20 protein-coding genes, 1 other RNA gene and 7 pseudogenes are annotated in these 24,679 nt (G+C 35.2%); 19 read left to right on the top strand and 9 right to left on the bottom strand.

Going from position 1 to position 24,679, the window contains the following annotated elements; all coding sequences use genetic code 11:
- Positions 1 to 20: 20 nt before the first annotated feature.
- The 4 genes and pseudogenes from wVul_RS10150 to cgtA form a co-directional block, all read left to right on the top strand.
- A pseudogene (locus wVul_RS10150) lies at positions 21 to 203 on the top strand (recombinase zinc ribbon domain-containing protein); the annotation flags it as partial.
- Positions 204 to 395: 192 nt separating this feature from the next.
- Positions 396 to 980, top strand: a pseudogene (locus wVul_RS10145) (glutamate ligase domain-containing protein); the annotation flags it as partial.
- Positions 981 to 986: 6 nt separating this feature from the next.
- Entirely contained in the window at positions 987 to 2,264 is a 1,278-nt protein-coding gene (gene eno, locus wVul_RS01085) for a phosphopyruvate hydratase (RefSeq protein WP_047758813.1), read from the top strand.
- Positions 2,252 to 3,265 carry an Obg family GTPase CgtA gene (gene cgtA / locus wVul_RS01080; RefSeq protein WP_047758812.1) on the top strand — a complete coding sequence of 338 codons (1,014 nt, stop codon included), beginning with the start codon at positions 2,252 to 2,254 and terminating at the stop codon, positions 3,263 to 3,265. The genes eno and cgtA overlap by 13 nt, the downstream gene beginning before the upstream one ends.
- Before the next feature lie 60 nt (positions 3,266 to 3,325).
- On the opposite strand, the gene wVul_RS09385 is transcribed toward cgtA, so the two are convergent.
- Positions 3,326 to 3,598, bottom strand: a complete 273-nt coding sequence (locus wVul_RS09385; RefSeq protein ID WP_161794182.1) for a hypothetical protein — start codon at positions 3,596 to 3,598, stop codon at positions 3,326 to 3,328.
- Positions 3,599 to 3,827: 229 nt separating this feature from the next.
- On the opposite strand from wVul_RS09385, the gene wVul_RS01070 reads away from it, so the two are divergent.
- From wVul_RS01070 to ispG, 8 genes are all read left to right on the top strand, one after another.
- A complete protein-coding gene (locus wVul_RS01070) occupies positions 3,828 to 4,379 on the top strand; it encodes an ankyrin repeat domain-containing protein (protein ID WP_047758810.1) in 552 nt (183 codons plus the stop codon).
- 456 nt (positions 4,380 to 4,835) lie between these two features.
- Positions 4,836 to 5,168, top strand: a transfer-messenger RNA (tmRNA) gene (gene ssrA / locus wVul_RS08200).
- 22 nt (positions 5,169 to 5,190) lie between these two features.
- Positions 5,191 to 5,619 carry a ClpXP protease specificity-enhancing factor SspB gene (locus wVul_RS01065; protein ID WP_047758809.1) on the top strand — a complete coding sequence of 143 codons (429 nt, stop codon included), beginning with the start codon at positions 5,191 to 5,193 and terminating at the stop codon, positions 5,617 to 5,619.
- Between the two features lie 425 nt (positions 5,620 to 6,044).
- Positions 6,045 to 6,323, top strand: coding sequence for a YggT family protein (locus tag wVul_RS08195; protein WP_153295411.1), 279 nt, complete (start codon positions 6,045 to 6,047; stop codon positions 6,321 to 6,323).
- Positions 6,324 to 8,432: an FtsK/SpoIIIE family DNA translocase gene (locus wVul_RS01060; protein WP_047758808.1), complete on the top strand. Its 2,109-nt coding sequence runs from the start codon at positions 6,324 to 6,326 to the stop codon at positions 8,430 to 8,432.
- Between the two features lie 128 nt (positions 8,433 to 8,560).
- Positions 8,561 to 9,118, top strand: coding sequence for a hypothetical protein (locus wVul_RS01055; protein ID WP_047758807.1), 558 nt, complete (start codon positions 8,561 to 8,563; stop codon positions 9,116 to 9,118).
- Positions 9,119 to 9,294: 176 nt separating this feature from the next.
- Entirely contained in the window at positions 9,295 to 9,909 is a 615-nt protein-coding gene (locus wVul_RS01050) for a TRP75-related protein (RefSeq protein ID WP_047758806.1), read from the top strand.
- Positions 9,910 to 9,934: 25 nt separating this feature from the next.
- Positions 9,935 to 11,215: a flavodoxin-dependent (E)-4-hydroxy-3-methylbut-2-enyl-diphosphate synthase gene (gene ispG, locus wVul_RS01045; protein ID WP_047758805.1), complete on the top strand. Its 1,281-nt coding sequence runs from the start codon at positions 9,935 to 9,937 to the stop codon at positions 11,213 to 11,215.
- 101 nt (positions 11,216 to 11,316) lie between these two features.
- Here ispG and wVul_RS10410 read toward each other — a convergent pair.
- Positions 11,317 to 11,499, bottom strand: a pseudogene (locus tag wVul_RS10410) (hypothetical protein); the annotation flags it as partial.
- A complete protein-coding gene (locus wVul_RS09645) occupies positions 11,486 to 11,656 on the bottom strand; it encodes a hypothetical protein (protein WP_238580339.1) in 171 nt (56 codons plus the stop codon). The gene wVul_RS09645 and the pseudogene wVul_RS10410, both read right to left, overlap by 14 nt.
- Positions 11,657 to 11,890: 234 nt before the next feature.
- On the opposite strand from wVul_RS09645, the gene wVul_RS01040 reads away from it, so the two are divergent.
- From wVul_RS01040 to wVul_RS08185, 5 genes and pseudogenes are all read left to right on the top strand, one after another.
- Positions 11,891 to 12,223, top strand: coding sequence for a hypothetical protein (locus wVul_RS01040; protein ID WP_047758804.1), 333 nt, complete (start codon positions 11,891 to 11,893; stop codon positions 12,221 to 12,223).
- A gap of 147 nt (positions 12,224 to 12,370) precedes the next feature.
- Positions 12,371 to 13,933: a glutamine-hydrolyzing GMP synthase gene (gene guaA, locus wVul_RS01035; RefSeq protein WP_047758803.1), complete on the top strand. Its 1,563-nt coding sequence runs from the start codon at positions 12,371 to 12,373 to the stop codon at positions 13,931 to 13,933.
- A 365-nt stretch (positions 13,934 to 14,298) separates the two neighbouring features.
- Positions 14,299 to 16,917 carry a pyruvate, phosphate dikinase gene (ppdK, locus tag wVul_RS01030; RefSeq protein ID WP_047758802.1) on the top strand — a complete coding sequence of 873 codons (2,619 nt, stop codon included), beginning with the start codon at positions 14,299 to 14,301 and terminating at the stop codon, positions 16,915 to 16,917.
- A gap of 529 nt (positions 16,918 to 17,446) precedes the next feature.
- Entirely contained in the window at positions 17,447 to 18,712 is a 1,266-nt protein-coding gene (locus wVul_RS01025) for a hypothetical protein (RefSeq protein ID WP_047759073.1), read from the top strand.
- 223 nt (positions 18,713 to 18,935) lie between these two features.
- A pseudogene (locus wVul_RS08185) lies at positions 18,936 to 20,038 on the top strand (IS256 family transposase).
- Positions 20,039 to 20,336: 298 nt separating this feature from the next.
- Here wVul_RS08185 and wVul_RS08180 read toward each other — a convergent pair.
- A pseudogene (locus wVul_RS08180) lies at positions 20,337 to 20,430 on the bottom strand (IS630-like element ISWpi11 family transposase); the annotation flags it as partial.
- A 91-nt stretch (positions 20,431 to 20,521) separates the two neighbouring features.
- Positions 20,522 to 20,758: pseudogene (locus wVul_RS10405) on the bottom strand (alpha/beta hydrolase family protein); the annotation flags it as partial.
- Positions 20,759 to 20,868: 110 nt separating this feature from the next.
- Here wVul_RS10405 and ispD point away from each other — a divergent pair.
- On the top strand, positions 20,869 to 22,074 hold the full coding sequence (gene ispD, locus wVul_RS01005) for a 2-C-methyl-D-erythritol 4-phosphate cytidylyltransferase (protein ID WP_047758800.1): 1,206 nt from the start codon (positions 20,869 to 20,871) through the stop codon (positions 22,072 to 22,074).
- 96 nt (positions 22,075 to 22,170) lie between these two features.
- Positions 22,171 to 23,273: pseudogene (locus wVul_RS08175) on the top strand (IS256 family transposase).
- Between the two features lie 44 nt (positions 23,274 to 23,317).
- On the opposite strand, the gene wVul_RS08170 reads toward wVul_RS08175, so the two are convergent.
- The 4 genes from wVul_RS08170 to wVul_RS08165 all read right to left on the bottom strand — a co-directional run bounded on the left by wVul_RS08170 (position 23,318) and on the right by wVul_RS08165 (position 24,664).
- Positions 23,318 to 23,455: a hypothetical protein gene (locus tag wVul_RS08170; protein ID WP_153295409.1), complete on the bottom strand. Its 138-nt coding sequence runs from the start codon at positions 23,453 to 23,455 to the stop codon at positions 23,318 to 23,320.
- 37 nt (positions 23,456 to 23,492) lie between these two features.
- A complete protein-coding gene (locus tag wVul_RS00990) occupies positions 23,493 to 23,927 on the bottom strand; it encodes a hypothetical protein (RefSeq protein WP_179943840.1) in 435 nt (144 codons plus the stop codon).
- 168 nt (positions 23,928 to 24,095) lie between these two features.
- Positions 24,096 to 24,491 carry a vWA domain-containing protein gene (locus tag wVul_RS00985; RefSeq protein ID WP_047758799.1) on the bottom strand — a complete coding sequence of 132 codons (396 nt, stop codon included), beginning with the start codon at positions 24,489 to 24,491 and terminating at the stop codon, positions 24,096 to 24,098.
- The gene (locus tag wVul_RS08165; protein WP_153295407.1) at positions 24,488 to 24,664 is read right to left on the bottom strand and encodes a hypothetical protein; all 177 of its coding nucleotides are present in this window, start codon (positions 24,662 to 24,664) and stop codon (positions 24,488 to 24,490) included. Before wVul_RS08165 ends, wVul_RS00985 begins: the two co-directional genes overlap by 4 nt.
- Between the last annotated feature and the right edge of the window lie 15 nt (positions 24,665 to 24,679).

The raw sequence follows: 24,679 nt of genomic DNA, 5'->3' as shown, positions 1-24,679 counted from the left end.
AAAAGCTACAAATAGAAAAAATGCAACAAAGTGGAAGAAAATACTTATTACAAGAATTAATTGTATGTCAGTATTGTAAATCCATTTATTATGGAATGAGTAATGCTAAGGGAGGAAGAAGTTACTATCGTTGTCCTGGAAAACGTTTTGGTGAATGTAATAACAGATCAATACGCGCGGATATACTAGAAAAGGTGGTATGGAAAGAAGTTAAGATGGTAAGAGGGCACATAGCGAAGGAGAAGTATGATGCAGATTGGGAGACTAAGCTTAATATAATTAGAAAATTAGTGCAACGCATTGAAGTTGATGATGATAATGTACATATAGTGTTTCAATTAAAAGAACTCGCTTTTGAAAGACAAAAAGAAAATGTGCAACCTTGTACTAGGATTATAGAAAACATAGTGCTATCAAATGCAATAGGAATGCATAAAGTCAGCAACGCCCTAGCTGCAATATCGGTTGCAGTAAAACTCAGAATTAGCGATGAGGACATTAAAAAAGGTCTTTTGGAATTTAAAGGAGTAGCAAGGAGATTTGCTTTAATTGCCGATATTAAAGGTGTTAAGTTAATTGAGGATTATGCTCATCATCCAAACGAAATACAGGCAACCCTGGTAGCAGCACGTTCGATTGCTAAAAAAAAGGTAATAGGAATTATCGAGCCGCTTCGTTTTGCTCGTATTCGTAATTTTTTTGATGAGTTCGTACGAATTTTCATGATGTTTGATTATGTAATTCTCACTCCTGTCCATCCTCCAGAAGATAAGCCTATTCCCGGCTGTGGAATTGATGATATACAAAAAGCTTTAATTAGTAATGGGTTTAATAATGTAAAGATTATGAATGATGCTCTGCTCATTTCACATTTTATTAGTAATTCGACAAATTCCGGTGATATAGTATTATTTATTGGTGCTGGTAGTAATATAGCTAAACTAGCGAAAGAAACTGCAGTACTTATGGCAAAAGTATAGGTTAATATGAGAACAATCAGCAGCGTATTTGCAAGAGAAATTTTAGATAGCAGGGGTTACCCAACCATTGAGGTGGAAATAGAACTTTGTGATGGAGCAATAGGTAGAGCAGCTGTGCCTTCTGGGGCTTCAACTGGTAAACTAGAAGCATTGGAGCTGAGAGATCAGGATGAAAAAAGGTATTGTGGTAAAGGAGTGCTGAAAGCTGTTCAAGCTGTAAATGGAGTGATAGCAAATGAAATCATTGGCATGGATGCAACAAATCAAAATGCAATTGATAAAGCTTTGATTGAGCTAGATGGAACAAAAAATAAATCTAAACTTGGAGCAAATGCAACTTTGGGTGTGTCTCTTGCAGTTGCAAAAGCAGCGGCAAACAGCTTTAAAATGCCGCTATATAGATATTTTGGAAAAGAGCAGTTAGTGGAAGAGCAGACGCCAGTTCCACTCATTAATGTAATTAATGGTGGAGTACATGCGGACAATAAACTTGACTTTCAAGAGTTCATGATTCTTCCGGTTGGTGCTGAAACTTTCAGTGAAGCAATCAGAATGTCTGCAGAAGTATTTCATAACTTGCGCAGCATTCTTAAGAAAAAAGGTTATAGTACAAATGTAGGGGATGAAGGTGGTTTTGCACCAAACATTGAGAGCACTGAAGAAACTCTTAATTTGATAATTCAGGCTGTGGAATCTGCAGGTTATTCGATGAAAAATCATTTTGCACTGGGTCTTGATGTCGCTTCATCTACTTTTTATGAAGATGGAATTTACAAATTTGAAAACAGAGAGCTCACTTCAGAGGAATTGGCTCAGTACTATTGCGGCCTTGTGGAAAAATATCCAATAATTTCTATAGAAGACGCAATGAGTGAAGACGATTATAAAGGTTGGAAATTACTTACTGTAAAGCTAGGAAATAAAATTCAACTGGTTGGGGATGATTTGTTTGTTACAAATTGTGACCTAATACGTAAAGGAATAGAGGAAAAAATGGCAAATTCTGTACTAATTAAACCAAATCAAATAGGAACACTTACGGAAACTTTTGCTGCTATTGAAATGGCAAAATCAAATGGCTACAAGGCTATTATTTCTCACCGCTCAGGTGAAACAGAAGACACAACGATATCCCACATAGCAGTTGCATCAAATTGTGGACAAATAAAGACTGGCTCCCTGTCGCGCTCTGATAGGCTTGCGAAGTATAATGAATTAATGAGAATAGAAAGTTCATTGAGAGAAAATGCTAAATATTATCGTGGGTTGGCATGGACTTCATAGATGAAGTAAAATTATATTTAAAAGCAGGTGACGGTGGCGATGGCTGCGCGAGTTTTCGTCGAGAAAAATTCGTTGAATTTGGTGGTCCAAACGGTGGTAATGGGGGCAGGGGAGGAGACATAATTTTCATCAGTGATGCAAATCTCAACACTTTGCTTAACTTTCGTTGCATGAGGCACATTAAAGCCGGTAGTGGAAAAAGTGGTGCAAGCAGAGATAGATCTGGCACAGCAGGAAAAGATGTTATACTTAAAGTTCCAGTTGGTACACAAATAATCGATGAAGCAAGTGAGGAAGTGATAGTAGATCTTGATAAACCCGACATGGAATCTCAAGTAGTGCAAGGTGGAAAAGGTGGGCTTGGAAATACTAACTTTAAATCTTCTACTAATAGAGCGCCAAGATATTTTACTCATGGTCAGCCTGGCGAGGAAAGAAATATAATATTGAAGTTAAAAGTTTTATCTGATGTTGGCATTATTGGTATGCCGAATGCAGGTAAATCGAAATTTTTAACCCGCTGCTCAAATTCTGATACGAAAGTAGGCGATTATGCATTTACTACTATAAGACCACATTTAGGTGTAGCAAAAGTGGATTATAGTGAAGTTGTCATAGCAGATATTCCTGGGATAATCGCTGATGCTCATCTTGGAGTTGGGCTCGGGCACAAGTTTTTAAAGCACATAGAAAGATGTAGAGTTTTGCTACATTTAATCGATGTAACTCACGATGACATTATCTCAGCTTATAATTGTACACATAGTGAGCTGAAGCTTTACAATAGCGACCTTATTAAGAAGGAAGAAATTGTAGTATTAAGCAAATGCGACTTATTGGAAGAAGCAGAAATTCTTGAGAAGAAGAATCATTTGGCCAATTATCTTGATAGAGAAGTACTGTGCTTATCAATCGACGATGATTTACAGCCCATCTTGAGATTATTAAACGAGAAAGTGAAAACTAAGGAAATTAATGTGTATGATCCTTTTAAGATATGAATTTTTTATTTGACAGTTGGTGAATAGCTTACTTAAGGTAAATCCGATTCTCTTAGTATATTAACCACTGCAAACGACCTTTATACCAGCCTTAGCTATATTCACATTTGTAGATGTAAGTTCTTGACTTGGGTAACCTTGAATTTTCTTTAAGAACTTCGTATTGTCAATAAAGGCAATATCGTTATGAGACCACATTTTTTTATTTAGAACTGCTACTAATTCACTTAGTGTAAGGTTAAATCTAATGGTGTCATTCCAGTGCTTGACACTGGAATCTAGCTGAGCTATTTCAACAAAAATACTACATTTCAGATGAACTCTTATTCTCACCAAGACCATTATCCATTATACTTATTTACAAGTATAACAATCAAAGTCTGGATTCCAGCGTCAAGCACTGGAATGACACTACTCTTGCTTCAATATTTACGATACCCACGAACAGATACTAAAATTATATTAACATCTATAGAATAATAGTGATTACACCGAATACTTTTACTTTCAATAGCTTGATTTATACTATAATTAACATTAATCTTAAAAATCGGAGAACGTTATGAGTAACACGTCGATATTACAAAAAATACTATATAGGATTGATAATGATGACAAAGTAAGCTCATCTAACATAATTGAAAAATTTAAAAGTGAGCTGCAGCAACATGATGTTGATATGTATAATGCATGGGAAGATGATGAATTTAATATAAATGCTAATTCATTTGGTGGAAGTAACTTACTGTGTTTAGCATCTAGAAATGGCTGTGCAAAAGTAGTAGAGCTTCTTATAGAAAAGGATGCGAATGTTAATATACGAGATAATGAAGGAAAGGCTCCTTTACATTATGCTGTTATTATTCTAGGACAGAACACATGGATAGCAGAGAGGCTACTAAACAAAGGTGCAGAAATTAATATACGGGATAATGAAGGAAAGACCCCCTTGGATTATGCTATTTTTAGTGAAAGGGAAGACGTAGTAAAGGTTCTTACAGAAAAAACTATTTTACCTGATGAAGAAGCTTCTCTGATGTTATCAGAACACAAAGCGGTAATTGATTCACAAGATCAATACGAAAATGATTTTCCATATCCACTTTTCTTCTAGTGCAGCTGCATTGATTTAATTATGAGAAGCAAAATAGCCTAGTTACGCAGGCAATTTTCCACAATTGTCTGCATTTTTTGTTCCACAACTCATCTTTTTTCGGTTTATGTTACTTCTCATACTGTCTCTTACTTTCTTGAATTCAGTAAATTCAATAGCTACACAAGCATTTGAGCAGTTTTTGTTAAGAATTAGGCATAGAATCCCCCATGTTAATAAAGAACAGAAAAAATGCAACGCACATACGACAGAGATTAAGTACATGTGTGCACCCATGTACACTGAAGAAGATACGCTACATTTTTTACTTAGTTTGATTATTTGATAGAACAGTCTGCAGACGAAGATAGATTTTGAGCTCTAAAAATACCTCTACTGTGATTATACTAAGATTAGATAAATAGGCGAAGTAATTTTTATATTAGTTTTTTAGGTGCCAATTGATTTAGAGTTCAATAACTTGACATTTATTTAATACTACTGTATAATGAGAGAGTGCATTTTTTTGCACTATGGCAATAAAATTACCTTGTAATAGGTGTATTGGACCCGAGGGCAGTACTCGGCGCCTCCACCATATTTTTGATACGGGGGCGAATAAGGATCGACATGCATAGTAAAGATGGTACCTTTGCTCGGTTAGATACCACCGCTAAGAGTTCATAATTTAGATGCAAACGATAACTTTGCTGCTGAAGACAATGTTGCATTAGCTGCTTAATTTAAGCACTATAACTTCATTGTGAAAAGCACGGTTTAGGGAACGCCGGGTAACAGAAGTTCCCTAAAAATTTACACATGTAAGGGTTATATGGATAAAACAGATTATCAGAAATCGCTTAATTCCAGCAAATTTCAAGTTGTCAAAAAGGCTTTAGATACTATATCAGTTAGTGGTTTCACCCCTCACTTAGAGATACTGTTTTTTACGCGCTTTAATGGTGTTGTCATACCAGACTCCTTGAAAGAATCATACCCTACTCAAATGCTTGTTATATTACAGCATCAATTTTATGATCTAAAAGTTCTTGAGGATAAGTTTAGCGTCAGTTTGAGTTTTCATGGAAAACAAGAACAAGTCACTGTACCGTTTTTTGCTATTAGTGAGTTTCATGATAAAATTTCAGGAGATATTTTAGTATTTAGTGTTGATTCTAATAAAGAATACGAAAATGAAAAATCTGCTAAAAAATCATCAAATGGTAGTATTATATCTATAGATCAACTTTATGATAAGTAGTTACTTAATTTTATAAATAAAAAATATTAATTAAAAGAAGTGGTCTTATTAAGTAATGGGGTAAGAAAAATGGTGCAAAATACCTGAATCTTATCTTGCATATAATATTGAAAAATTATTCATATAATATACATCTCTCCGTTAATTTATCAATAAATTTTTTATCCACTTGGAATCAAAGATTACAATATCCTATAGGTTATTGTTTATTTTTATTTTAGCATAAAAATGATTGGATTTCTTGCATAACCTTATGAAAAATTAGCGGCTCACTCTTCTTTGTCATTCCAGCGCGTGACGCTGGAATCCAAAAAAAGAACCAGTGTCAAGCACTGGGATGACAGGAGGTAATGCAAGAAATCTATTGTAAGACTTGATTTTATACATATCACTACACATAATAGGTTTTAGTATAAATTAGTAATATGCATCCAATCATATACTTGCTTAACCTGCTACTTGATCTTTACAGCTTCATTCTAATATGCTCAGTTGTTCTCGATTTGTTGATTAAACTTAATGTGGTTAACATGTATAATGAAGTTGTAAGCAACATAATGCAAACTTTAAATCGACTCACCTATCCTCCACTAAAGGTTATCAGAAGGTATATACAACCGTTCAATGGGTTAGATTTATCCGTAATGATATTGCTAATAATGATTCACTTTGTAAAATATACAGTAACTTACTACTTTAAGTAGATGTTAAAAAAACACCTAAAATCAGCGATATACCTGTCGCTCTTAATATATATATGTATATCAGTTTTTAGCTATAACTATAAAGATCCATCCTTAAACACAGCTACAAATGAGGAAGTAACAAATTTAGGTGGAGTAGTTGGTTCATATTTAGCTGATATATTAGTTCAATTTCTTGGACTCACTAATATTACAATAGCTACAACTATAGTTTACTTTTTGATATCAAAAAGGCTGCTGAAAATTCTCTATTTAATATTAATCAATTTAGGAATATGCGCTACATTAGCACAACTTTCGCTCAGCATCACTGCAAGGTACATGCACGGTGGAATAATAGGAAATGCACTAATTAATAACTTCCAATTTTACATATTTACAGTAGTAGCATCAATAGGTATTGTAGGACTGATTGGTTGGAAGAGAGTGATTTATTCTCTACTCTTCTTATGTAAAAAAATGATTTACCTTTTTGCAAAGGTTTTGTTTTTCAGATTACGCAAAACTGCTGAATATTCAGTTGCACCATTAGTAGTAGAAGAAAAATATAGAACCACTAGACAACAACCAAAAGAAAAACAGAAAAAGGCTACTGAAGAGATTTTTAAACCACCTTCTAGCGAGTTTGAGTTTCCAAGTATTCACTTACTTTCTAAAGTAGAAGAATCTGTGCAGAGAAAGCAGCTGAATGAAATAGAGAGCAATAAGAATTTATCTTTGCTGGAGCAGGTCCTGAGTGATTTTGGTGTGCAAGGAAAAATTATAAGTGTATGTTATGGACCGGTTGTGACTTTATACAAACTTGAACCACAAGCCGGCACAAAATCTGCAAGAGTGATTGGCCTTGCAGATGATATTGCACGTTCAATGAGTGCACTCTCTGCACGTATTTCAATAATTCGTGGACAAAATGCCATGGGAATAGAATTGCCAAACAAAGAACGAGAAATTGTTATGCTGCGTGATTTACTTGAATCGCCAGAATACCAAAATGCAAACCTAAATCTTCCAATTGCGCTTGGCAAGGAAATAAGTGGAAAATCAGTTATTGCAGATCTGACTAAAATGCCCCACTTGCTTGTTGCTGGAACCACAGGTTCAGGTAAATCAGTTGCAATTAACACTATGATTCTGTCGCTCGTTTATCGATTAAGTCCTGATGAATGCAAGATGATAATGATTGACCCAAAAATGCTTGAGCTTTCAATATATGATGCAATACCGCATCTAATAACGCCAGTGGTAACAGAGCCAAAAAAAGCTGTTATTGCTCTTAAGTGGATAGTAAAAGAGATGGAAAATCGCTATCGTATGATGTCGTATTTAAATGTGCGCAATGTAATAAACTATAATCAAAAAATCACAGAAGCGATGAATAGTGGAATAGAGTTGGAACGTGTTGTGCAAATAGGGTTTAATTCAACAACAGGTAAACCTTTGTTTGAAAAAATACCGATTAAAATGGAAACATTTCCATATATTGTGGTGATTGTGGATGAAATGGCAGATTTGATGCTTGTTGCTGGCAAAGATATAGAATGCTCTATTCAACGTTTAGCTCAAATGGCTCGTGCTGCAGGAATACACATCATAATGGCAACACAACGCCCATCTGTAGATGTGATAACAGGCGTCATCAAGGCAAACTTTCCAACAAGGATCAGTTTTGCTGTAACTTCTAAAATAGATAGCCGTACAATACTAGGTGAACAAGGAGCTGAACAGTTACTCGGTATGGGTGATATGCTTTATATGGCTTCTGGTGGTAAGATTATTCGAGTTCACGGTCCATTTGTGAGCGATGATGAGGTACAAAATATAGTTGATCATCTGAAAACGCAAGGTGAGCCAAACTACATGGAGGAAATCACTAAAGAAGATGAAAATTCTTTCGCAGAATCAGAAGGTAAAACAGAAGATGAAGAAAACGATCTATACAAGCAAGCGGTGGCCATCATTCAGAGGGATCAAAAGGTTTCGACTAGTTACATTCAAAGGCAGCTTAGAATAGGCTATAACAGAGCTGCAAATATTGTTGAAAGAATGGAGAAAGAAGGTATTGTCAGCACTCCAAGTTACTCAGGAAAGAGAGAGATATTGGTAGAATAATCGCTAACTTAAACCTTCAGGTCGAGGAAAGTTATTTTAAGATCAATGTATAATGATAGTTAATTTAATAATAATTTAAACATTGGGAATGTAAAATTATAATATATTAATTAGCTAGGGGGTTAAAAATGGGTATAACTAAATTTGTGTTCGGTTTTGATAAATCAGATGTAACAGCATTGCAGGAAAGTCAAAAGATAGATGCTGAGCAGTTTGAAAAAGTTTTTTGTGCATTAAAAGAATGGCAAGAAGCTCAAAATATTGATGCTAAACAGTTTGAAGAGGTATTTGGTGCATTAAAAGAATGGCAAGAAGCTCAAAAGATAGACGTTGAGCAGTTTGAAAAAGTTTTTGGTGCATTAGAAGAAAAGATTGGTATTGAGAAGTTTCAAGGTATGCAAGAGCACTTAAACGGCCTGCAAGAAAAATTTACAGGCTTAGAAGAAAAAGTAGAGACATTTGCAGAGATAGTAGGGGGGCAAGAACAAGCAATAATAATTTGCACCATAGCCACTGCTTTTGCTGTAACAGCGATAGCTAGTTTTGTTGCATTCTGTATCTATCAAGGAGTTAAGCTCGATAAAGAAAAGAAAAGCGACTTATCTCAAGATAAACCAAATGGGAAGTTTAGTAATGTGGGTGATATCGAAAAACTGAATAATAACTTACAACAAAGAAAAGCATAATGCTCTTCTTGAAAAGGTGTTACGTAAAATTTGTAACACCTTAAACTTCCTTTAGATTATGTAGGTTTTGATAGTAAATTTTTTAGAAAAATGTTTGTATTATAAAGTTAGTAAAGATTCAGGTTTACTTAAAGTTTGTTAATTGCTATCTTTTAAGGCACGATATTCACTATGGTATGTTCAAGTTCTTTTCTAAAATTTTCTTTATATTAATGTTTCTAGTTTCTAGTTCCTTTATTGTGCATGATGCTGAAGCTAAGTCTAAAGTAAAGCTCAGTAAGAGGTACATACCTCCTGGTAACCCTGGTGGTACAAATTTTCATATAGATGAGGATTTTGCTGAGTCGTATAAATTATATGAAAAGCGTAGGGAGATTCTCAAGAAAAAAAAGTTACAAGGTCAATCTAATGCTAACGTGAATAAAGAAGATCTAATCAAAAAATTAAAAGAAAAAAAAATTGCTAGCCTTGATAATGAGCCAAACGACGTAAGAGCATGCATAGTTGAAGATGAAGAGGATGCTATGATAAATCAGCATGGTATTAATCTTGCCCGTTTAAAGGGTGCTGTATTTATAGATCAAGAGCCAGTTTCCCAGTATGAAAGCGAGCAGCATGAACAAGAAGGGAATTCAACACGAGAAAAGAAAGTTTCTCCTATAAATATCACTATAAAAGAAACTCCTTCAAGAAGAACATGCTCACATGATTCTATCACTGATTTGAATAACGTAGATTCTAGTTTTAATGGTTCAAGTTCATTTGGCAGTGTAGCTGACACAGTAAAATAGTATCACAATATTGGCGACTAATGGTATGCTAGATAAAGACTTGATATTGAGTGATGATGCATATGAATTATCGCCGATTTCCAGGCATAAAACTCATACTGTAAAAGTTGGACAAGTGAAGATAGGTGGAAATAACCCTATAGTCGTTCAATCTATGGCGCTTGGTGTACATATAGATCCTGACAACATAAAAAGCAGTGCTAAGCAATATGCAAAAGAAATAATAGAACTAGTGCATGCAGGTTCAGAGTTGGTGCGAATTGCTTTGAATTCAGAGGAGGTAGCAAAAGCAATACCTTATATCGTAGAGGAAATAAATAAAGAGGGTTTTGATGATAAGATATTAGTAGGCTGCGGACAATATGAGCTCTACAGGCTAGTTCAGAATTATCCAGACAACATTAAGATGCTGGGTAAAATTAGGATGAATCCAGGCAATGTAGGCTTTGGCGACAAACGTGATGAAAAATTTGAAAAAGTTATAGAGTACACAATAACGCATGATCTTCCTGTCAGAATTGGAGTAAATTGGGGTAGTTTTGATAAGTACCTTTCACAAAAATTAATGGATGAAAACTCCTTGTCCAGTGATCCAAAACCTTCTGATGTTATATTGCGTAAGGCGCTTGTAATGTCTGCTCTTGGCAGTGCAAAAAAAGCTGAAGAAATTGGCCTTAGTGCAGATAAAATAATCATTTCGTGTAAAATCAGTAGAGTGCAAGATTTGATTTTAGTTTATACGGCACTTGCAAAATCTTCCAATTATGCGCTGCATTTGGGTTTAACTGAGGCTGGTATGGGCGATAAAGGCGTGATAAATACCACAGCAGGGCTTACTTATTTATTGCAAAATGGTATTGGAGACACTATACGAGCTTCTTTAACTCAGCGTCCTGGTGAATCACGCACTAATGAGGTGGTAGTGTGTCAGGAAATACTACAGTCTGTAGGCTTGCGCTACTTTAACCCTCAGGTTAGTTCATGTCCTGGTTGTGGGCGCACAAGTAGCGATCGTTTTCGTACATTAACTGAGGAAGTAAATGGCTACATAAAAACTTATATGCCGATATGGAAGAAAAAGAATCCAGGTGTAGAGCATATGAGCATCGCTGTTATGGGATGCATAGTAAATGGTCCCGGAGAGAGCAAACATGCAAATCTGGGGATCAGCCTGCCTGGATATGGGGAAAAACCTGTTTCAGCAGTCTACAAAGACGGCAAATATTTCAAAACTTTACAAGGTAATAATATTTTTGAAGAATTTAAGGCAATTATTAGTGATTATGTGGAAGAACATTACACGTAACAGGTTCACGCTTACTGTAAATTAAATGCAAAAAATAGTATCTGTTTAGTGGAGCGCGGCTTTGTTGCATAGCTCCTTAATTTATTAAGAATGATAAAACTTTACATAACTATCTCAAATTTAGCAGTACCAATTTTAGTAAATTCATTTATTAAATAGCACTTGATTGACACACGATTTATTTCAGACTTATTTTTTAAACTAAATCCAAATGTTTTTTTAAGTCTAAAGAAAAAGCTTGTATCTTCAAGAAGTAAGGCATTGTAGCTTTCAACGTAGGACCTCGCACCATTTCTTCTTCCAATTTGCTATGCCATCTTTATAATTCTCACTCAACCTTATTATACTAATATTTTCATTTCTTTCTGACATGTAGATTTTTGCATCTTTTCTTGGCCGTATTATAGGCTTTATATTATATTCTTTACATATTTTATACACATTCGTTGCATCATAAAATGCATCTGCGTAGAGGGATAAGATATTGTACTTATCTCTCTATTTTTTTTAGCATGTTATATGCTAATGTACTATCACGTGAAATAGCATTAGTGTATTCCGTAGCTATTACTTCTTTATTTTTTATATTTTAAACAACATGTACCTGATCAAGTTGATTATTTCCTTAAACTATTACAACTTAAGAGAAGAGAACCTTGCTGCAAGACGGTCCCTATGACCAAGGTTGAATACGGTTCCTCTTCTCTACACATCTTTATATTACCACTTTGTAATACTTATAAAGACTTATTTTTAACATATAAAGTACAAAATAAAGAGGTCATCAAAGCTATATTTATAGGAAAAATACTTGTATGGGATCGCTCAAATAGTGACCAGAAATACGAAATTAAAGTTGAGGGAGTGGAAGAGTTTGTAGATAACAAAACTGGAAAAGTGATTAAGGCTAAGTCTCTATCCGGAGTGTGTATAGCATTGGTTGGTGGTGGAAGTTATAGTGGTTGGGAAGAATTGGAAGTATGTCTTAACCCTAAAGAGGGGTTCTGAAGTACCACCGTAAAAAGTTCTTCTTAGATAAAAATAGATCATAGCCAACCCACGCTGTCCGTCAAAGCTTTAAAACAGGTCTTAGTTTACTTACTCCATTATTTTCTTTATTATCAGACATTGCTTTAAATAATATGGAGGAGCACATTGTCAGCAATTGCCATTATTGATTTTGGTTCACAATTTACACAGCTGATCGCAAGACAAATCAGGGAAATGGGTGTTTACTGTGAGATATTTCTAAGCAACATCAATTTTGAAACAGTATCAAAATTCAATGGATTTATTTTTTCTGGAGGGCCGCAATCTGTAAATGATAATTGCTCTGAAGTAAGTGAAGTAGCACATAAAATTATAAAACTTAACGAGACAATAAACGCTCCTATACTTGGAATATGTTATGGACAGCAACTTATTTGTCATTATTTCGGGGCAAAGGTAAGAAAAGGATTCAATCAGGAATTTGGCAAAACTAAAATCAAGATACTAAAAGAATCTCCAATTATAAAGGATACTTGGGAAGTTAATTCCGAAGTCGATGTGCTGATGAACCATGCAGACAGTGTCGAAACTATACCGCAAGGATTTACTGTTATTGCCTCAGGTGTAATAAATCAAACAATCGCAATAATTGCCAACGAAAAGCGGAAGATTTACTGTACTCAGTTCCACCCTGAAGTTAAGCCTACAATAAATGGTAGTAAGCTGCTCTCTAATTTCTTGGGTATTGCGAATTGTGAGAGAGATTGGACAATGAAGTCGTTTATTGAAAAGCAGAAGGAAGAAATTAAAAACTTAGTAGGGGAGAAAAAAGTAATTGCTGCAGTAAGTGGGGGGGTTGATTCAAGTGTTGCATCAGTTCTCACACATAAAGCTATAGGAAAGCAATTAAACTGTATTTTTATCGATACTGGGTTATTACGCAAGAGTCAGACCACTGCTATGTTAAAAGAGATTTCGATAAATTACGTTGATAAATCAAACTTGTTTTTAAGTAAGCTAAAGGGAATAACTGATCCAGAAGAAAAGCGAAAGATTATTGGCAATACTTTTATTGAAGTATTTGAAGAAGAGGCGAAAAAAATAGGTGATGTGGATTTTTTAATGCAAGGCACAATCTACTCCGATGTAATTGAATCAGGGCACGCTTCAGCAAATACTAGTACAATTAAATCTCATCACAATGTTGGTGGGTTGCCAGAAAAAATGAATCTGAAACTAGTAGAACCTTTACGCTACCTCTTTAAAGATGAAGTAAGGCCGCTTGGCAAAGAAATAGGTCTTTCAGATGAGATAATATTTCAACATCCGTTTCCTGGACCTGGGCTTGCAGTAAGGATCATAGGTGAAGTCGATGAGGAAAAGGTGCAAACATTGCAGGAAGTAGATGAAATATATATCAACACAATGAAAAATTATGATCTATATGATAAAATATGGCAGGCTTTTGCTGTACTGTTACCAATAAAAACTGTGGGGGTTATGGGAGATAATCGTACATATGGATATGTTTGTGCTTTGAGAGCTATAACATCATCCGATGGTATGACGGCAGATGCATTTCCATTTGAAAATAAAAGTCAACATTCGTTAGTATTTTGGGATTTTTTGCAAAATGTTAGCAACATAATCGTTAATAACGTTTCCGGAGTAAATAGGGTTGTATATGACTTAACTTCCAAGCCACCAGCAACTATTGAGTGGGAGTAGCAATAAGATGTCATCCCAGTGTCACGCGCATAACTGTACACACATTGCAATTTGCAGGAGGAAAGTAGCTGACACTGGTTCCTTTATGATGGCAGTACTGGGATCCAGCTCTTTCATAGTCATCGAAACGTTGTATTTTAACATTACTTTTATACTCGTAAATTTAACTGGATTCCAGCGTCATGCGCTGGAATGACGTCATAGAGGTCATTGAGATGACAGAAAAGAATACTTGAATGACAATAAGGACACTGGAATGAAAGGAAAAGGGGCTACTTAGTTGTGCTGAATTTTACAAAATTTATTACTCTCGCCTGACAAATTTATTAGAATAGTATGTATATTAGTGAAAATCTGGAAAGAAAATGAAAGAAAAGTCAGTATATTACTTTAGCCGAGGCAAGTGTGAAGGCAGTGCAGCAATGAGGAATCTACTAGGAGGGAAGGGAGCAAATCTAGCAGAAATGTGTAACATTGGCATTCCTGTGCCACCTGGTTTCACAATTTCCACTGCTGTTTGTCAGGCTTATTGCCAGGATAATGAATTGTCTAACAACCTACGTAACGAGATCAAAAACTACATGGCGATGCTCGAAAATGACGTCAGTTGTAAATTCGAGGATTCAAATAATCCTTTATTAGTTTCCATACGCTCTGGTGGTGTGAATTCAATGCCAGGCATGCTCGATACAATCTTAAATGTTGGTCTAAATGATGCAACCGTTGTTGGTCTTGCAAAAAAAAGTGGAGAACGTTTTGCCTATGATAGTTACTGTCGTTTCATCATGATGTACTCGAATGTTGTACTACAGCTTGACCATAATCTATTTCAAGACATTATTGATATTGAACAGCAAACAAGTGGAGCAAAAAGCTTAGCTGGTCTTGATATTGATGTTTTAAAGGGTATTGTTAATAATTTCAAAAAGATAGTATATGAAAAAACTGGAAAGTATTTCCCGCAGAATATTGAAGAACAGTTGCTCAGTTCAGTGAATGCAGTGCTTTCTTCTTGGAAGAATGATAGGGCTGTTTCCTATAGAAAAATGAATAATATTTCTGAAAGTCTTGGAACTGCAGTTAATGTACAGGCAATGGTTTTTGGCAATCTGAACGATAATTCTGCAACCGGCGTGATATTTACACGTAATCCTTCAACTGGAGAAAAAAAATACTTTGGTGAATTTCTGATTAATGCTCAGGGTGAAGATGTGGTTTCTGGTGTTTATACTCCTATGCCAGTTAATGGGGAGCAAGAAAATACCATGGAGAAGTTGCTACCAAGCATCTACCTAGAATTATGCGCGGTATGTGAAAAACTTGAAAGGCACAATAAGGACATGCAGGATATCGAATTTACTGTACAGGACGGTAAGTTATGGATTTTGCAGACTAGATCTGGCAAGCGCACAGCTGAAGCTGCTATTCACATAGTAGTTGATATGGTAAACGAAGGAAAGATTACAAAAGAAGAAGGAATATTGAGAATTGATCCAAAAACTTTTGACAATTTATTGCATCCAGTTCTTGACGTTAAGAGTGACCAAAAAGTAATAGGGAAGGGACTACCGGCTTCTCCAGGGGTTGCTTCCGGATATGTAGTATTCAGTGCAAGTGATGCTGAAAAAGCTGCAGAACAGGGTAAAAAAGTAATTTTGGTAAGATCAGAGACGAGCCCTGAAGATATTAATGGAATGAATGCTGCAAGTGGAATAGTAACAGCGCGGGGAGGTATGACCTCGCATGCCGCTGTTGTAACTCGTGGAATGGGTAAGCCATGCATCTGCAGTGTGAGTGGACTTTATATCGATAAAGATGGAACTTTCCTTTCTATAGGGGATATAAAAGTAAATAAAGGTGAACCGATTACCATCAACGGAGGAACAGGGGAGGTTATGCTTGGCATTCTTCCTACAATTTCACCTGAATTATCACAAGAATTCAAAACGATAATCAACTGGATAGATGAAATTAAAACGATCAAAGTGAGAGCGAACGCTGATACTCCAAAAGATGTAAAAATTGCAAAAGGATTCGGTGCAGAAGGTATAGGCTTATGTCGCACAGAACATATGTTTTTTGCTAGTGATAGAATCGAATTCATTCAAAAGTTGATAATAGCTGACGATGAAAATGAAAGGGCAAATGTGCTCATTAAACTGGAGGAAATGCAAAAGTCTGATTTCAAAGAAATATTTTCTATTATGGAGGGCAAGGAAGTCACTATACGTTTACTTGATCCACCTCTACATGAATTTTTACCCAATAATCAGTCTACTATAGAAAAAATTGCTAAATCGCTCAATAAGTCAGTTGAATCAGTAAAAAATAAAATAGCACAGTTATCAGAAAAGAACCCCATGCTTGGCCACCGGGGCTGCAGGCTTGCTATTTCTCATCCTGAAATATATAGAATGCAGATTAGGGCAATACTCAGTGCTGCAAATGAGCTAAAGAAGGAAAAAAAGGTAGCTGAAATCATGATCCCTTTTATCATGAGCGAGAAAGAGTTTGTTCTGATTTGCGAGTTAATAAAGAAAGAAGCAGAAAATTTCGATGTGAATTATTCAATCGGAACGATGATAGAACTGCCAAGAGCAGCACTTATTGCTGACAAACTGGCAAAACACGCAGAATTTTTTAGTTTTGGCACTAATGATTTAACGCAAACAACCATGGGACTTTCAAGAGATGATTCAGTTAATTTCCTCGATTCCTATAAGGAAAACAACATATTCGAAAATGATCCATTTGAAGTGCTAGATGTCGAAGGGGTAGGGGAGTTAGTCAAGATAGCCATTGAAAGAGGCAGAAAAACCCGAAAAGAAATTAAACTCGGTATATGTGGAGAGCATGGAGCGAATCCACAGTCCATAGAATTTTTTATCAAATCAGGGGTCGATTATGTGTCATGCTCACCCTATAGAGTACCGGTTGCAAAGTTAGTGGCAGCACAGCTTAGCATAAGTTTGTTGGGTAAGTAGAGATAAATGGTGTTATGAAAGTAGCTGAAACAGGTTCCTTTATAACGTTGTCATGCCAGTGCCCAGACACTGGTTTTTGACCGAAAATGTTGTCTTGTTTGTGATCAATTTTGCTGGATGCCAGTGTCACGCACTGGAATGACAAAAGAAGAAGCACTGGGATGACAACAAAGGAGCTACTTGAATGACAAGAGAGGAAGTACTGGAATGACATCTTCCTATGATAATAGCTGTGCGTGGAGTTTCTCTTTAATTGTCATTCCAGTGCGTGACACTGGAATCCAGCTGAATTGGTAAACACGAAAGCACTTTTTTAATGACGAAAAGACTGCTTTCATGACATCTTCCTACAGTTGTGTGCTGAAAAATCCAGGAGTATATGGCTGAACACGCCGCGGCGCTAATAAGTAGCGGAATGACGATTTTCAAATTGTTGGTAGCTATCTTGCTGCCACTTTTCCTTATTAATATATTAAGAGTATTGATTTGCTGTCTAAAATGGCATAAAATAATAGTTGGTAAGGTAAAAATGTCAGTATCAGAAGAGCGTAAGGAATATTTATTAGGAAAATTTAAATATGCTGCCAAAGAATTTGGCAAATCTGGTACAAAGTCCGATCATAAAACAGTACCAAAAGAACAGCAACTCTCTATTGATTTGAATAACAAAAAAGTTTTTGGTATTATAAACAGAATTTTGCACTGGATAGAAAGTAAATTTACATATTTTTTTCCACGCTATAATTTGTTTCCAGAAGTTGGAGTTGAAGGAAGAAAAATTCCTGGAACTAATACAAGGGTTAAGTATTTTACTCCAGATGATCAAGCAGAACATACTAAAATTCCTTATAAAGGAAAATTATACGTGGACTTAACGCCAGAAGTAGAGGGTAACAAGTTAAAAGGATTTAAAGGCAAACCATATGATACAACTGATAAAATTAGTAAGGGAAAAAAAGGTTGTGTAGCTTATGTGATTACGCTTGATGGAAAACTAGTAACACATGAACATATTAATGTTAATGAAAGCGAATGGGCTTATCGTCATTCAGCTCTTGCAGGTGGTAGGCCAGTTTTATGTTCTGGTTTAATAAAAGTGATAGATGGTAAAATAACTTATATAGACAATAATAGTGGGCATTATAAACCAGAATCAGCAAACTTATACAATGCAGTGAAAAAGTTAGAAGGTCTATTTTCGAAAGATGCAAAAGTTGTCTGCTTACCATATTGGGTTATCTTACAAAAACAAATTCCGCTTATACGTAAAATTACTCCAGCCAAACAAGAGCCTGTAGAGAGATTCTTGAAAAAGATGGAGAAAAAAGGAAAAGATGGGTTGACTCAATATGAAAGACATTTTAAAAGGGTAAAAGAATTTAATGAAAAATACTCAGATAAATTAGAAAGCCAGTCGGTTTATGCTAAAGTAACTGCTCATAATTATAAATCAGCGCCTATTTCAGACTGCAGTAATCCTCAAATAATAAAAATGGCAATAGAACACTCAATAAGAAGAGTTATTGGAGCAAATTATGGCCATAAACCAAAACTTGATATTAAATATAATGAAAAAGAAGTTGTGGGTGTTAATGTAGTTTTTCACTATAAAGATGATCGTAGCAAATTTATTGAAATTTTAGACTTACATGAATGTAGCTATTTATCACGTATTCAAGAAAATAAATATATAATTACGATGAGCATAGAACAGGCTAATAAATTTATAAAGGACACTTTACAAATTGAAATTGATAGTGTTGAGCAATTGGATACCCATTTAGTGGAGCGTTAAAGCTCCATTTAAGGGAATGTTCAAAAAAGCATACGAGTTCAAGTTAAGAGAATACGCCCAATATAGCAACCATTTAAGGTTTATTTGTTATATCTATTTTTTAAGAAATCTTGATCTAAAATAAGATAATTTTTTTTAAAGAGTCTATAAATGGGAGTGTTAAATAAACTGTGTCAAACCAAGAAATAAAAATATAATTGATATAAAAAAACGGAGGTTTGACATGAGTCAAGTAAATAAAACTACCGGATTGGTAGATTATAAAGAATTAGAAACCTGTCGTCTATACGAGAAGGAAGACCGCTAACAGGAAGAGATGACACCGTTTATAAAAAAGCTGCTTGAGGCAAGTCTGGAAGGTGAAATAGAACACCACTTGTCTGGTGAAAGCGAAGAAAATAATCGAAGAAATGGGAAAAACTTTACGTACAACTCATTTGAGTTGTTAACACCTAGAGACAGGGAAGGAAGCTTTGAACCCCAAATAGTTAGAAAAAGACAAACAACAGAACTTGAAGCAAAGGTCTTAAGCACATTTGCCAGTGGCATGGAGATATAGCGTCACATATTGAGGAAATTTACGATCACAAAATATCGGCGGCAGAGATATCAAGTATTACTGACAAACAGTAATCAACGAATGGCGTAGTCGTCCGCTGCAGTCTGTATATCCGATAGTTTTCATGGTTTTTTAAGGAGTTGTGTAAGTAAATGTATGTATAATATATTAGCAAAATGGCAGAAAAGAAGTTTTATTTAGCTGAAAGTGAAGTTCTGGTTGGGAGTACTAAATGATCTCAAAGAGAGAGGAGTGGAAGATATTCTAATTGCATGTGTAGATGGGCTAAAAAGCTTTCCTGCAGCAATAAACGGTGTGTTCCCTAATGCAGAATGTGTATAGTGCATCAGATACGTAACTCACTGAAGTATGTAGCTAGTAAAGAGTTTTTTGAGTGATTTAAAGAAAAGCTTCAAGTAAGGAAATTGCCGAGAATTATCTGTTGGAATTAGATGAAAAATGGGGCACAAAGTACCCTATAATCTTGGCAGAATAATTGGGAAAACCTATCTGGTTATTTTAAGTATTCCGACCCAGTTAGGAGGATAATCTATACTACTAATCCCATAGAGGGGCTACATAGGCAAATTAGGAAATTCACCAAAACCAAGGGCTCATTTACTAGCATAAATGCCTTGTATAAACAGGTATATTGTGCTATAAAGAAAGTGGAGGAGAAATGGACTATGCCTGTACATGATTGGGCATTGACTATATCTCAGCTCGACATTTTCTTTCCCAACAGATTGAAAATTGAGTTGAATTAAAAATGCAGTTTGACACAGTTTATTTAACACTCCCATTTAAAACCTCGGATATAAGCATTTTTTAAGCCATGACATGAATGGAATGAAAGTGTATATTTATATGATTATTATTACAGCTTTATTATTTCTTGTTTATAAAATAAGAAACAACTTAGACGGATTTAAGATAGCACTATTACAGTTTACATTAGATCTTAATGACTCTTTTTTACGTTCAATTGTTTTACTATCAGGAGGTAACTTACATGCCGTTGATCACCTTATATCACGCCATTTTTGATACTTTCAACACTTATGCCGTTTTCTCACGTCTTTTCTTCCACTTATATAAAGTTGTTTTTCCGATCTTAAATCTCTTGGCAATAGTTTTCTCCTTCATCCAACGCTTCCATTACCTTTTTCCTTAAGTCATAACTATGTGCTACTGATCTTCACTACTATAAACCATATCTTACTCTTTTTGGACTATTATGAGTAGGGCTATAATACCAAAGCGGGTGATAATATGGATACTCCTAAAAATAAGAAACTGGCTATTGCGTAAGTTATATAGTTTTGAAATGCAATTGGGTATTTATGTGCATGAGTGTAGAAATTAGGTCTATGGAGATACATAGATCTATCTTGTATATACCTGGCGGCATTTTTATAATTATCACCTATTTCATGGAAAAATATGAGATGTATTTCATTTTCTTTATTATACTTAGCAACGTGCATTATTTCCCTCTAGCACATATTACACCTAGTAAAAGAATATTCTGTTTTGAGAATAAGATCAACTTTTTTTAAAATTCTAAATAACCTGTTACTATACACTAACACTGAAAATAACAAACATGCACACTAACAGATTTGAGAAATACAAGATAGCAGCATTAATAGTTGCAGCAGGAGTAGGCAGTAGATGTAATGCCAAAACCCCTAAACAGTATATAAAACTGGCAGGTAAATCTGTTTTATTTCACACAATTAGAAAATTCTTAGCTAATCAGTACATAAGTTACATAAGAGTGGTAGTGAATGAAAGTCAAAAAGATTTCTATAAAGAAGTTACATCATCAATTATAGATACTAAATCGCTGAGTCCAGTATGCGGAGGGAAAAGCAGGCAGAGTTCAGTTAAACTCGGACTGGAAAGTTTGCAAAAGATCAATCCAGATTTTGTCGTTATACACGATGCCTGCAGGCCTTTTGTGTCAAATATTCTAATAGATAACTTGATTAAATTTATGATTAATGGTCAATATACAGGAGTAGTTCCAGCAATAGAAGTCGAGGATACTATGTCATTGGTGAGTAATAATTTCATTGAATCTACGATTTCAAGGAAAAAACTTAGAGCCATACAAACCCCTCAAATTTTTAATTTCAGAGAATTATTATCATGCCATCAATCAATCAAAGAATTTACTGATGATTCATCGCTAATGGTAGAGCACAAAAAACATGTTGCGATTATTGAAGGTGAGAAAAACAATTTTAAGTTAACCAAAAAAGAGGATCTCAATATGGCAAAACTCCTTTTTGAAGAGCCAAAATTTCGTGTCGGAGCCGGTTATGATATACATAAATTTGTTAAAGTTCAAAATGATGCTAAGAGTTTTATAAAGATTTGCGGTGTAGAAATTGAGCATAACATGGCAATAGAAGCACATTCCGATGGTGATGTTGCAATACATGCAATCGTTGATGCAATACTCGGAGCACTAGGATGTGGCGATATAGGAGAACATTTTCCTCCCAATTCCTCTGAATGGAAAGATTGCAATTCATCTCACTTTCTTGACTTTGCTGCTAAAAAAGCACAGGAAAAAGGATATAGCGTGTCTAATTTAGATATTACTATAGTTTGTGAAGAGCCTAAAATATTGCCTTATAAAGTGGAAATGAAGAAATTTATATCAAAAATATTAGAAATTGATGATGAATTCATAAATGTTAAAGCAACAACTGCAGAAAAATTGGGTTCTATTGGGAGAAATGAAGGAGTAGTAACGTATGCTTCTGTGCTATTGCATGCAAATTCTTATTGAAAGTAGCGTCCAGTAGAGATCATAAGGGAGTGTTAAATAAACTGTGTCAAACCAAGAAATAAAAATATAATTGATATAAAAAAACGGAGGTTTGACATGAGTCAAGTAAATAAAACTACCGGTTTGGTAGATTATAAAGAATTAGAAACCTGTCGTCTATACGAGAAGGAAGACCGCTAACAGGAAGAGATGACACCGTTTATAAAAAAGCTGCTTGAGGCAAGTCTGGAAGGTGAAATAGAACACCACTTGTCTGGTGAAAGCGAAGAAAATAATCGAAGAAATGGGAAAAACTTTACGTACAACTCATTTGAGTTGTTAACACCTAGAGACAGGGAAGGAAGCTTTGAACCCCAAATAGTTAGAAAAAGACAAACAACAGAACTTGAAGCAAAGGTCTTAAGCACATTTGCCAGTGGCATGGAGATATAGCGTCACATATTGAGGAAATTTACGATCATAAAATATCGGCGGCAGAGATATCAAGTATTACTGACAAACAGTAATCAACGAATGGCGTAGTCGTCCGCTGCAGTCTGTATATCCGATAGTTTTCATGGTTTTTTAAGGAGTTGTGTAAGTAAATGTATGTATAATATATTAGCAAAATGGCAGAAAAGAAGTTTTATTTAGCTGAAAGTGAAGTTCTGGTTGGGAGTACTAAATGATCTCAAAGAGAGAGGAGTGGAAGATATTCTAATTGCATGTGTAGATGGGCTAAAAAGCTTTCCTGCAGCAATAAACGGTGTGTTCCCTAATGCAGAATGTGTATAGTGCATCAGATACGTAACTCACTGAAGTATGTAGCTAGTAAAGAGTTTTTTGAGTGATTTAAAGAAAAGCTTCAAGTAAGGAAATTGCCGAGAATTATCTGTTGGAATTAGATGAAAAATGGGGCACAAAGTACCCTATAATCTTGGCAGAATAATTGGGAAAACCTATCTGGTTATTTTAAGTATTCCGACCCAGTTAGGAGGATAATCTATACTACTAATCCCATAGAGGGGCTACATAGGCAAATTAGGAAATTCACCAAAACCAAGGGCTCATTTACTAGCATAAATGCCTCGTATAAACAGGTATATTGTGCTATAAAGAAAGTGGAGGAGAAATGGACTATGCCTGTACATGATTGGGCATTGACTATATCTCAGCTCGACATTTTCTTTCCCAACAGATTGAAAATTGAGTTGAATTAAAAATGCGGTTTGACACAGTTTATTTAACACTCCCGATCATAACTTTAAATCCTCCTATTAGGTTTAGTTGCTATGATCCCCCCAACAGAACCGTACTTGCGAATTTCCCGCATACGGCTCTTCAGTGTAGCATTCACAGCATCTTTGATTACTGCTATCTGATTTAGTTTTCCTTGCATCATATCCCAACCTCTGTTGTGTTGGTGTAACAATCCCTAACTATACCGCTGATCGCTTCCCCTTGTTTCCCACACTCTGAGTACTATCAATCAGTCCGACTTCCTTTGTATCTTCCGTTAATTCTCGCCTTTGTTGACTTGTTCCAACGTACCTTAATAGGAATACAAAGGATCTCCCAAGTTTACATAAACTCCATCTCAATACATGACACGGCCTCAGATCCCAGTGATAACTTGCCTTGTCGTTATCCTTCATACTGTCTTCCACTATATGGAAAGTGTCGACCTCCATGATGTTGGCAATTTCGGAACTCAATACCTTCACTTTCGTTGCACCCTGTATTGTCCATTCCATTAGCTTTACTACGTTCGTTACCTTACGCAGCATAATGGTTTGTTCTAGGCTGTTGGCTAGACTTTGCCTAAGTTGGATTTTCACTAACTGAATTTTACGCACTTTGCTTGGCGCACCCATATTTAGCTTCCTATTTCTTTACACTTTTATACTTACTTTGTAAACCACTTTATCTCCGTGAACGGTTACCTTAATGATTCTTTTGTACTATCAATTGTTCTATTATCAGGAGGAAATTTACATGCCGTTAACCACCTTCTATGATACCACTTGTTATACTTTCAACACTTATGATTCTATATGTCGAAATTTTCCTTCAATAATCTTCTTTACATCACGTGGTAGGTAACATTCACCTTTTTCATTTATGCGGCTACTATGACCATCAGACAATAAAATTACAATAGTGTCATCTTTTGGCAGTTCACCAAAAGATTTAAGTTCTTTGATCTTGAGCATACCATGGTAAATTGAAGTGCCTACATCCAATTTTATATCTTCTTTATTGTATATATCTCCTCCGTCAAGTAAGACTTGAGCTTCCTTATTAAAGGTAATCATACTGTAAGTATTATTAAGATGTTTTTTATCGCTTTCATATGCTATATCAAAAATAGATTTTTTAGCAGCCATAGTTTTAGAGGTATTTTCACCTTCATCTGATATCACATCCTTACTTTTCATGCTTGAACTTGTATCGACAACAAAAATAAAATGCTTTTTTCTAGCTTTACATCGCAATCATAACCTATGCTTAACAATGCTGTGTTATGTACTTGCGTTGAATTTGCGTGTTTACTTGCCTTAATGCTTTTAACTTCTACTGCTGCAGGATTTTTTAATTTAATTGTAAGCATATACTACCTCACATC

Source organism: Wolbachia endosymbiont of Armadillidium vulgare str. wVulC (assembly GCF_001027565.1).
Classification (GTDB): domain Bacteria; phylum Pseudomonadota; class Alphaproteobacteria; order Rickettsiales; family Anaplasmataceae; genus Wolbachia.
Note: the sequence above shows the minus strand (reverse complement) of the source record. Positions and strands in the feature narration are given on the sequence as shown.

Bases quoted from the DNA above. Each gene is read 5' to 3' on its own strand.
- eno (WP_047758813.1), top strand. From the start codon at position 987: ATGAGAACAATCAGCAGCGTATTTGCAAGAGAAATTTTAGATAGCAGG.
- cgtA (WP_047758812.1), top strand. From the start codon at position 2,252: ATGGACTTCATAGATGAAGTAAAATTATATTTAAAAGCAGGTGACGGT.
- wVul_RS01070 (WP_047758810.1), top strand. From the start codon at position 3,828: ATGAGTAACACGTCGATATTACAAAAAATACTATATAGGATTGATAAT.
- wVul_RS01065 (WP_047758809.1), top strand. From the start codon at position 5,191: ATGGATAAAACAGATTATCAGAAATCGCTTAATTCCAGCAAATTTCAA.
- wVul_RS08195 (WP_153295411.1), top strand. From the start codon at position 6,045: ATGCATCCAATCATATACTTGCTTAACCTGCTACTTGATCTTTACAGC.
- wVul_RS01060 (WP_047758808.1), top strand. From the start codon at position 6,324: ATGTTAAAAAAACACCTAAAATCAGCGATATACCTGTCGCTCTTAATA.
- wVul_RS01055 (WP_047758807.1), top strand. From the start codon at position 8,561: ATGGGTATAACTAAATTTGTGTTCGGTTTTGATAAATCAGATGTAACA.
- wVul_RS01050 (WP_047758806.1), top strand. From the start codon at position 9,295: ATGTTCAAGTTCTTTTCTAAAATTTTCTTTATATTAATGTTTCTAGTT.
- ispG (WP_047758805.1), top strand. From the start codon at position 9,935: ATGCTAGATAAAGACTTGATATTGAGTGATGATGCATATGAATTATCG.
- wVul_RS01040 (WP_047758804.1), top strand. From the start codon at position 11,891: ATGACCAAGGTTGAATACGGTTCCTCTTCTCTACACATCTTTATATTA.
- ppdK (WP_047758802.1), top strand. From the start codon at position 14,299: ATGAAAGAAAAGTCAGTATATTACTTTAGCCGAGGCAAGTGTGAAGGC.
- wVul_RS01025 (WP_047759073.1), top strand. From the start codon at position 17,447: ATGTCAGTATCAGAAGAGCGTAAGGAATATTTATTAGGAAAATTTAAA.
- wVul_RS08170 (WP_153295409.1), bottom strand. From the start codon at position 23,455: ATGATGCAAGGAAAACTAAATCAGATAGCAGTAATCAAAGATGCTGTG.
- wVul_RS00990 (WP_179943840.1), bottom strand. From the start codon at position 23,927: ATGGGTGCGCCAAGCAAAGTGCGTAAAATTCAGTTAGTGAAAATCCAA.
- wVul_RS00985 (WP_047758799.1), bottom strand. From the start codon at position 24,491: ATGAAAAGTAAGGATGTGATATCAGATGAAGGTGAAAATACCTCTAAA.
- wVul_RS08165 (WP_153295407.1), bottom strand. From the start codon at position 24,664: ATGCTTACAATTAAATTAAAAAATCCTGCAGCAGTAGAAGTTAAAAGC.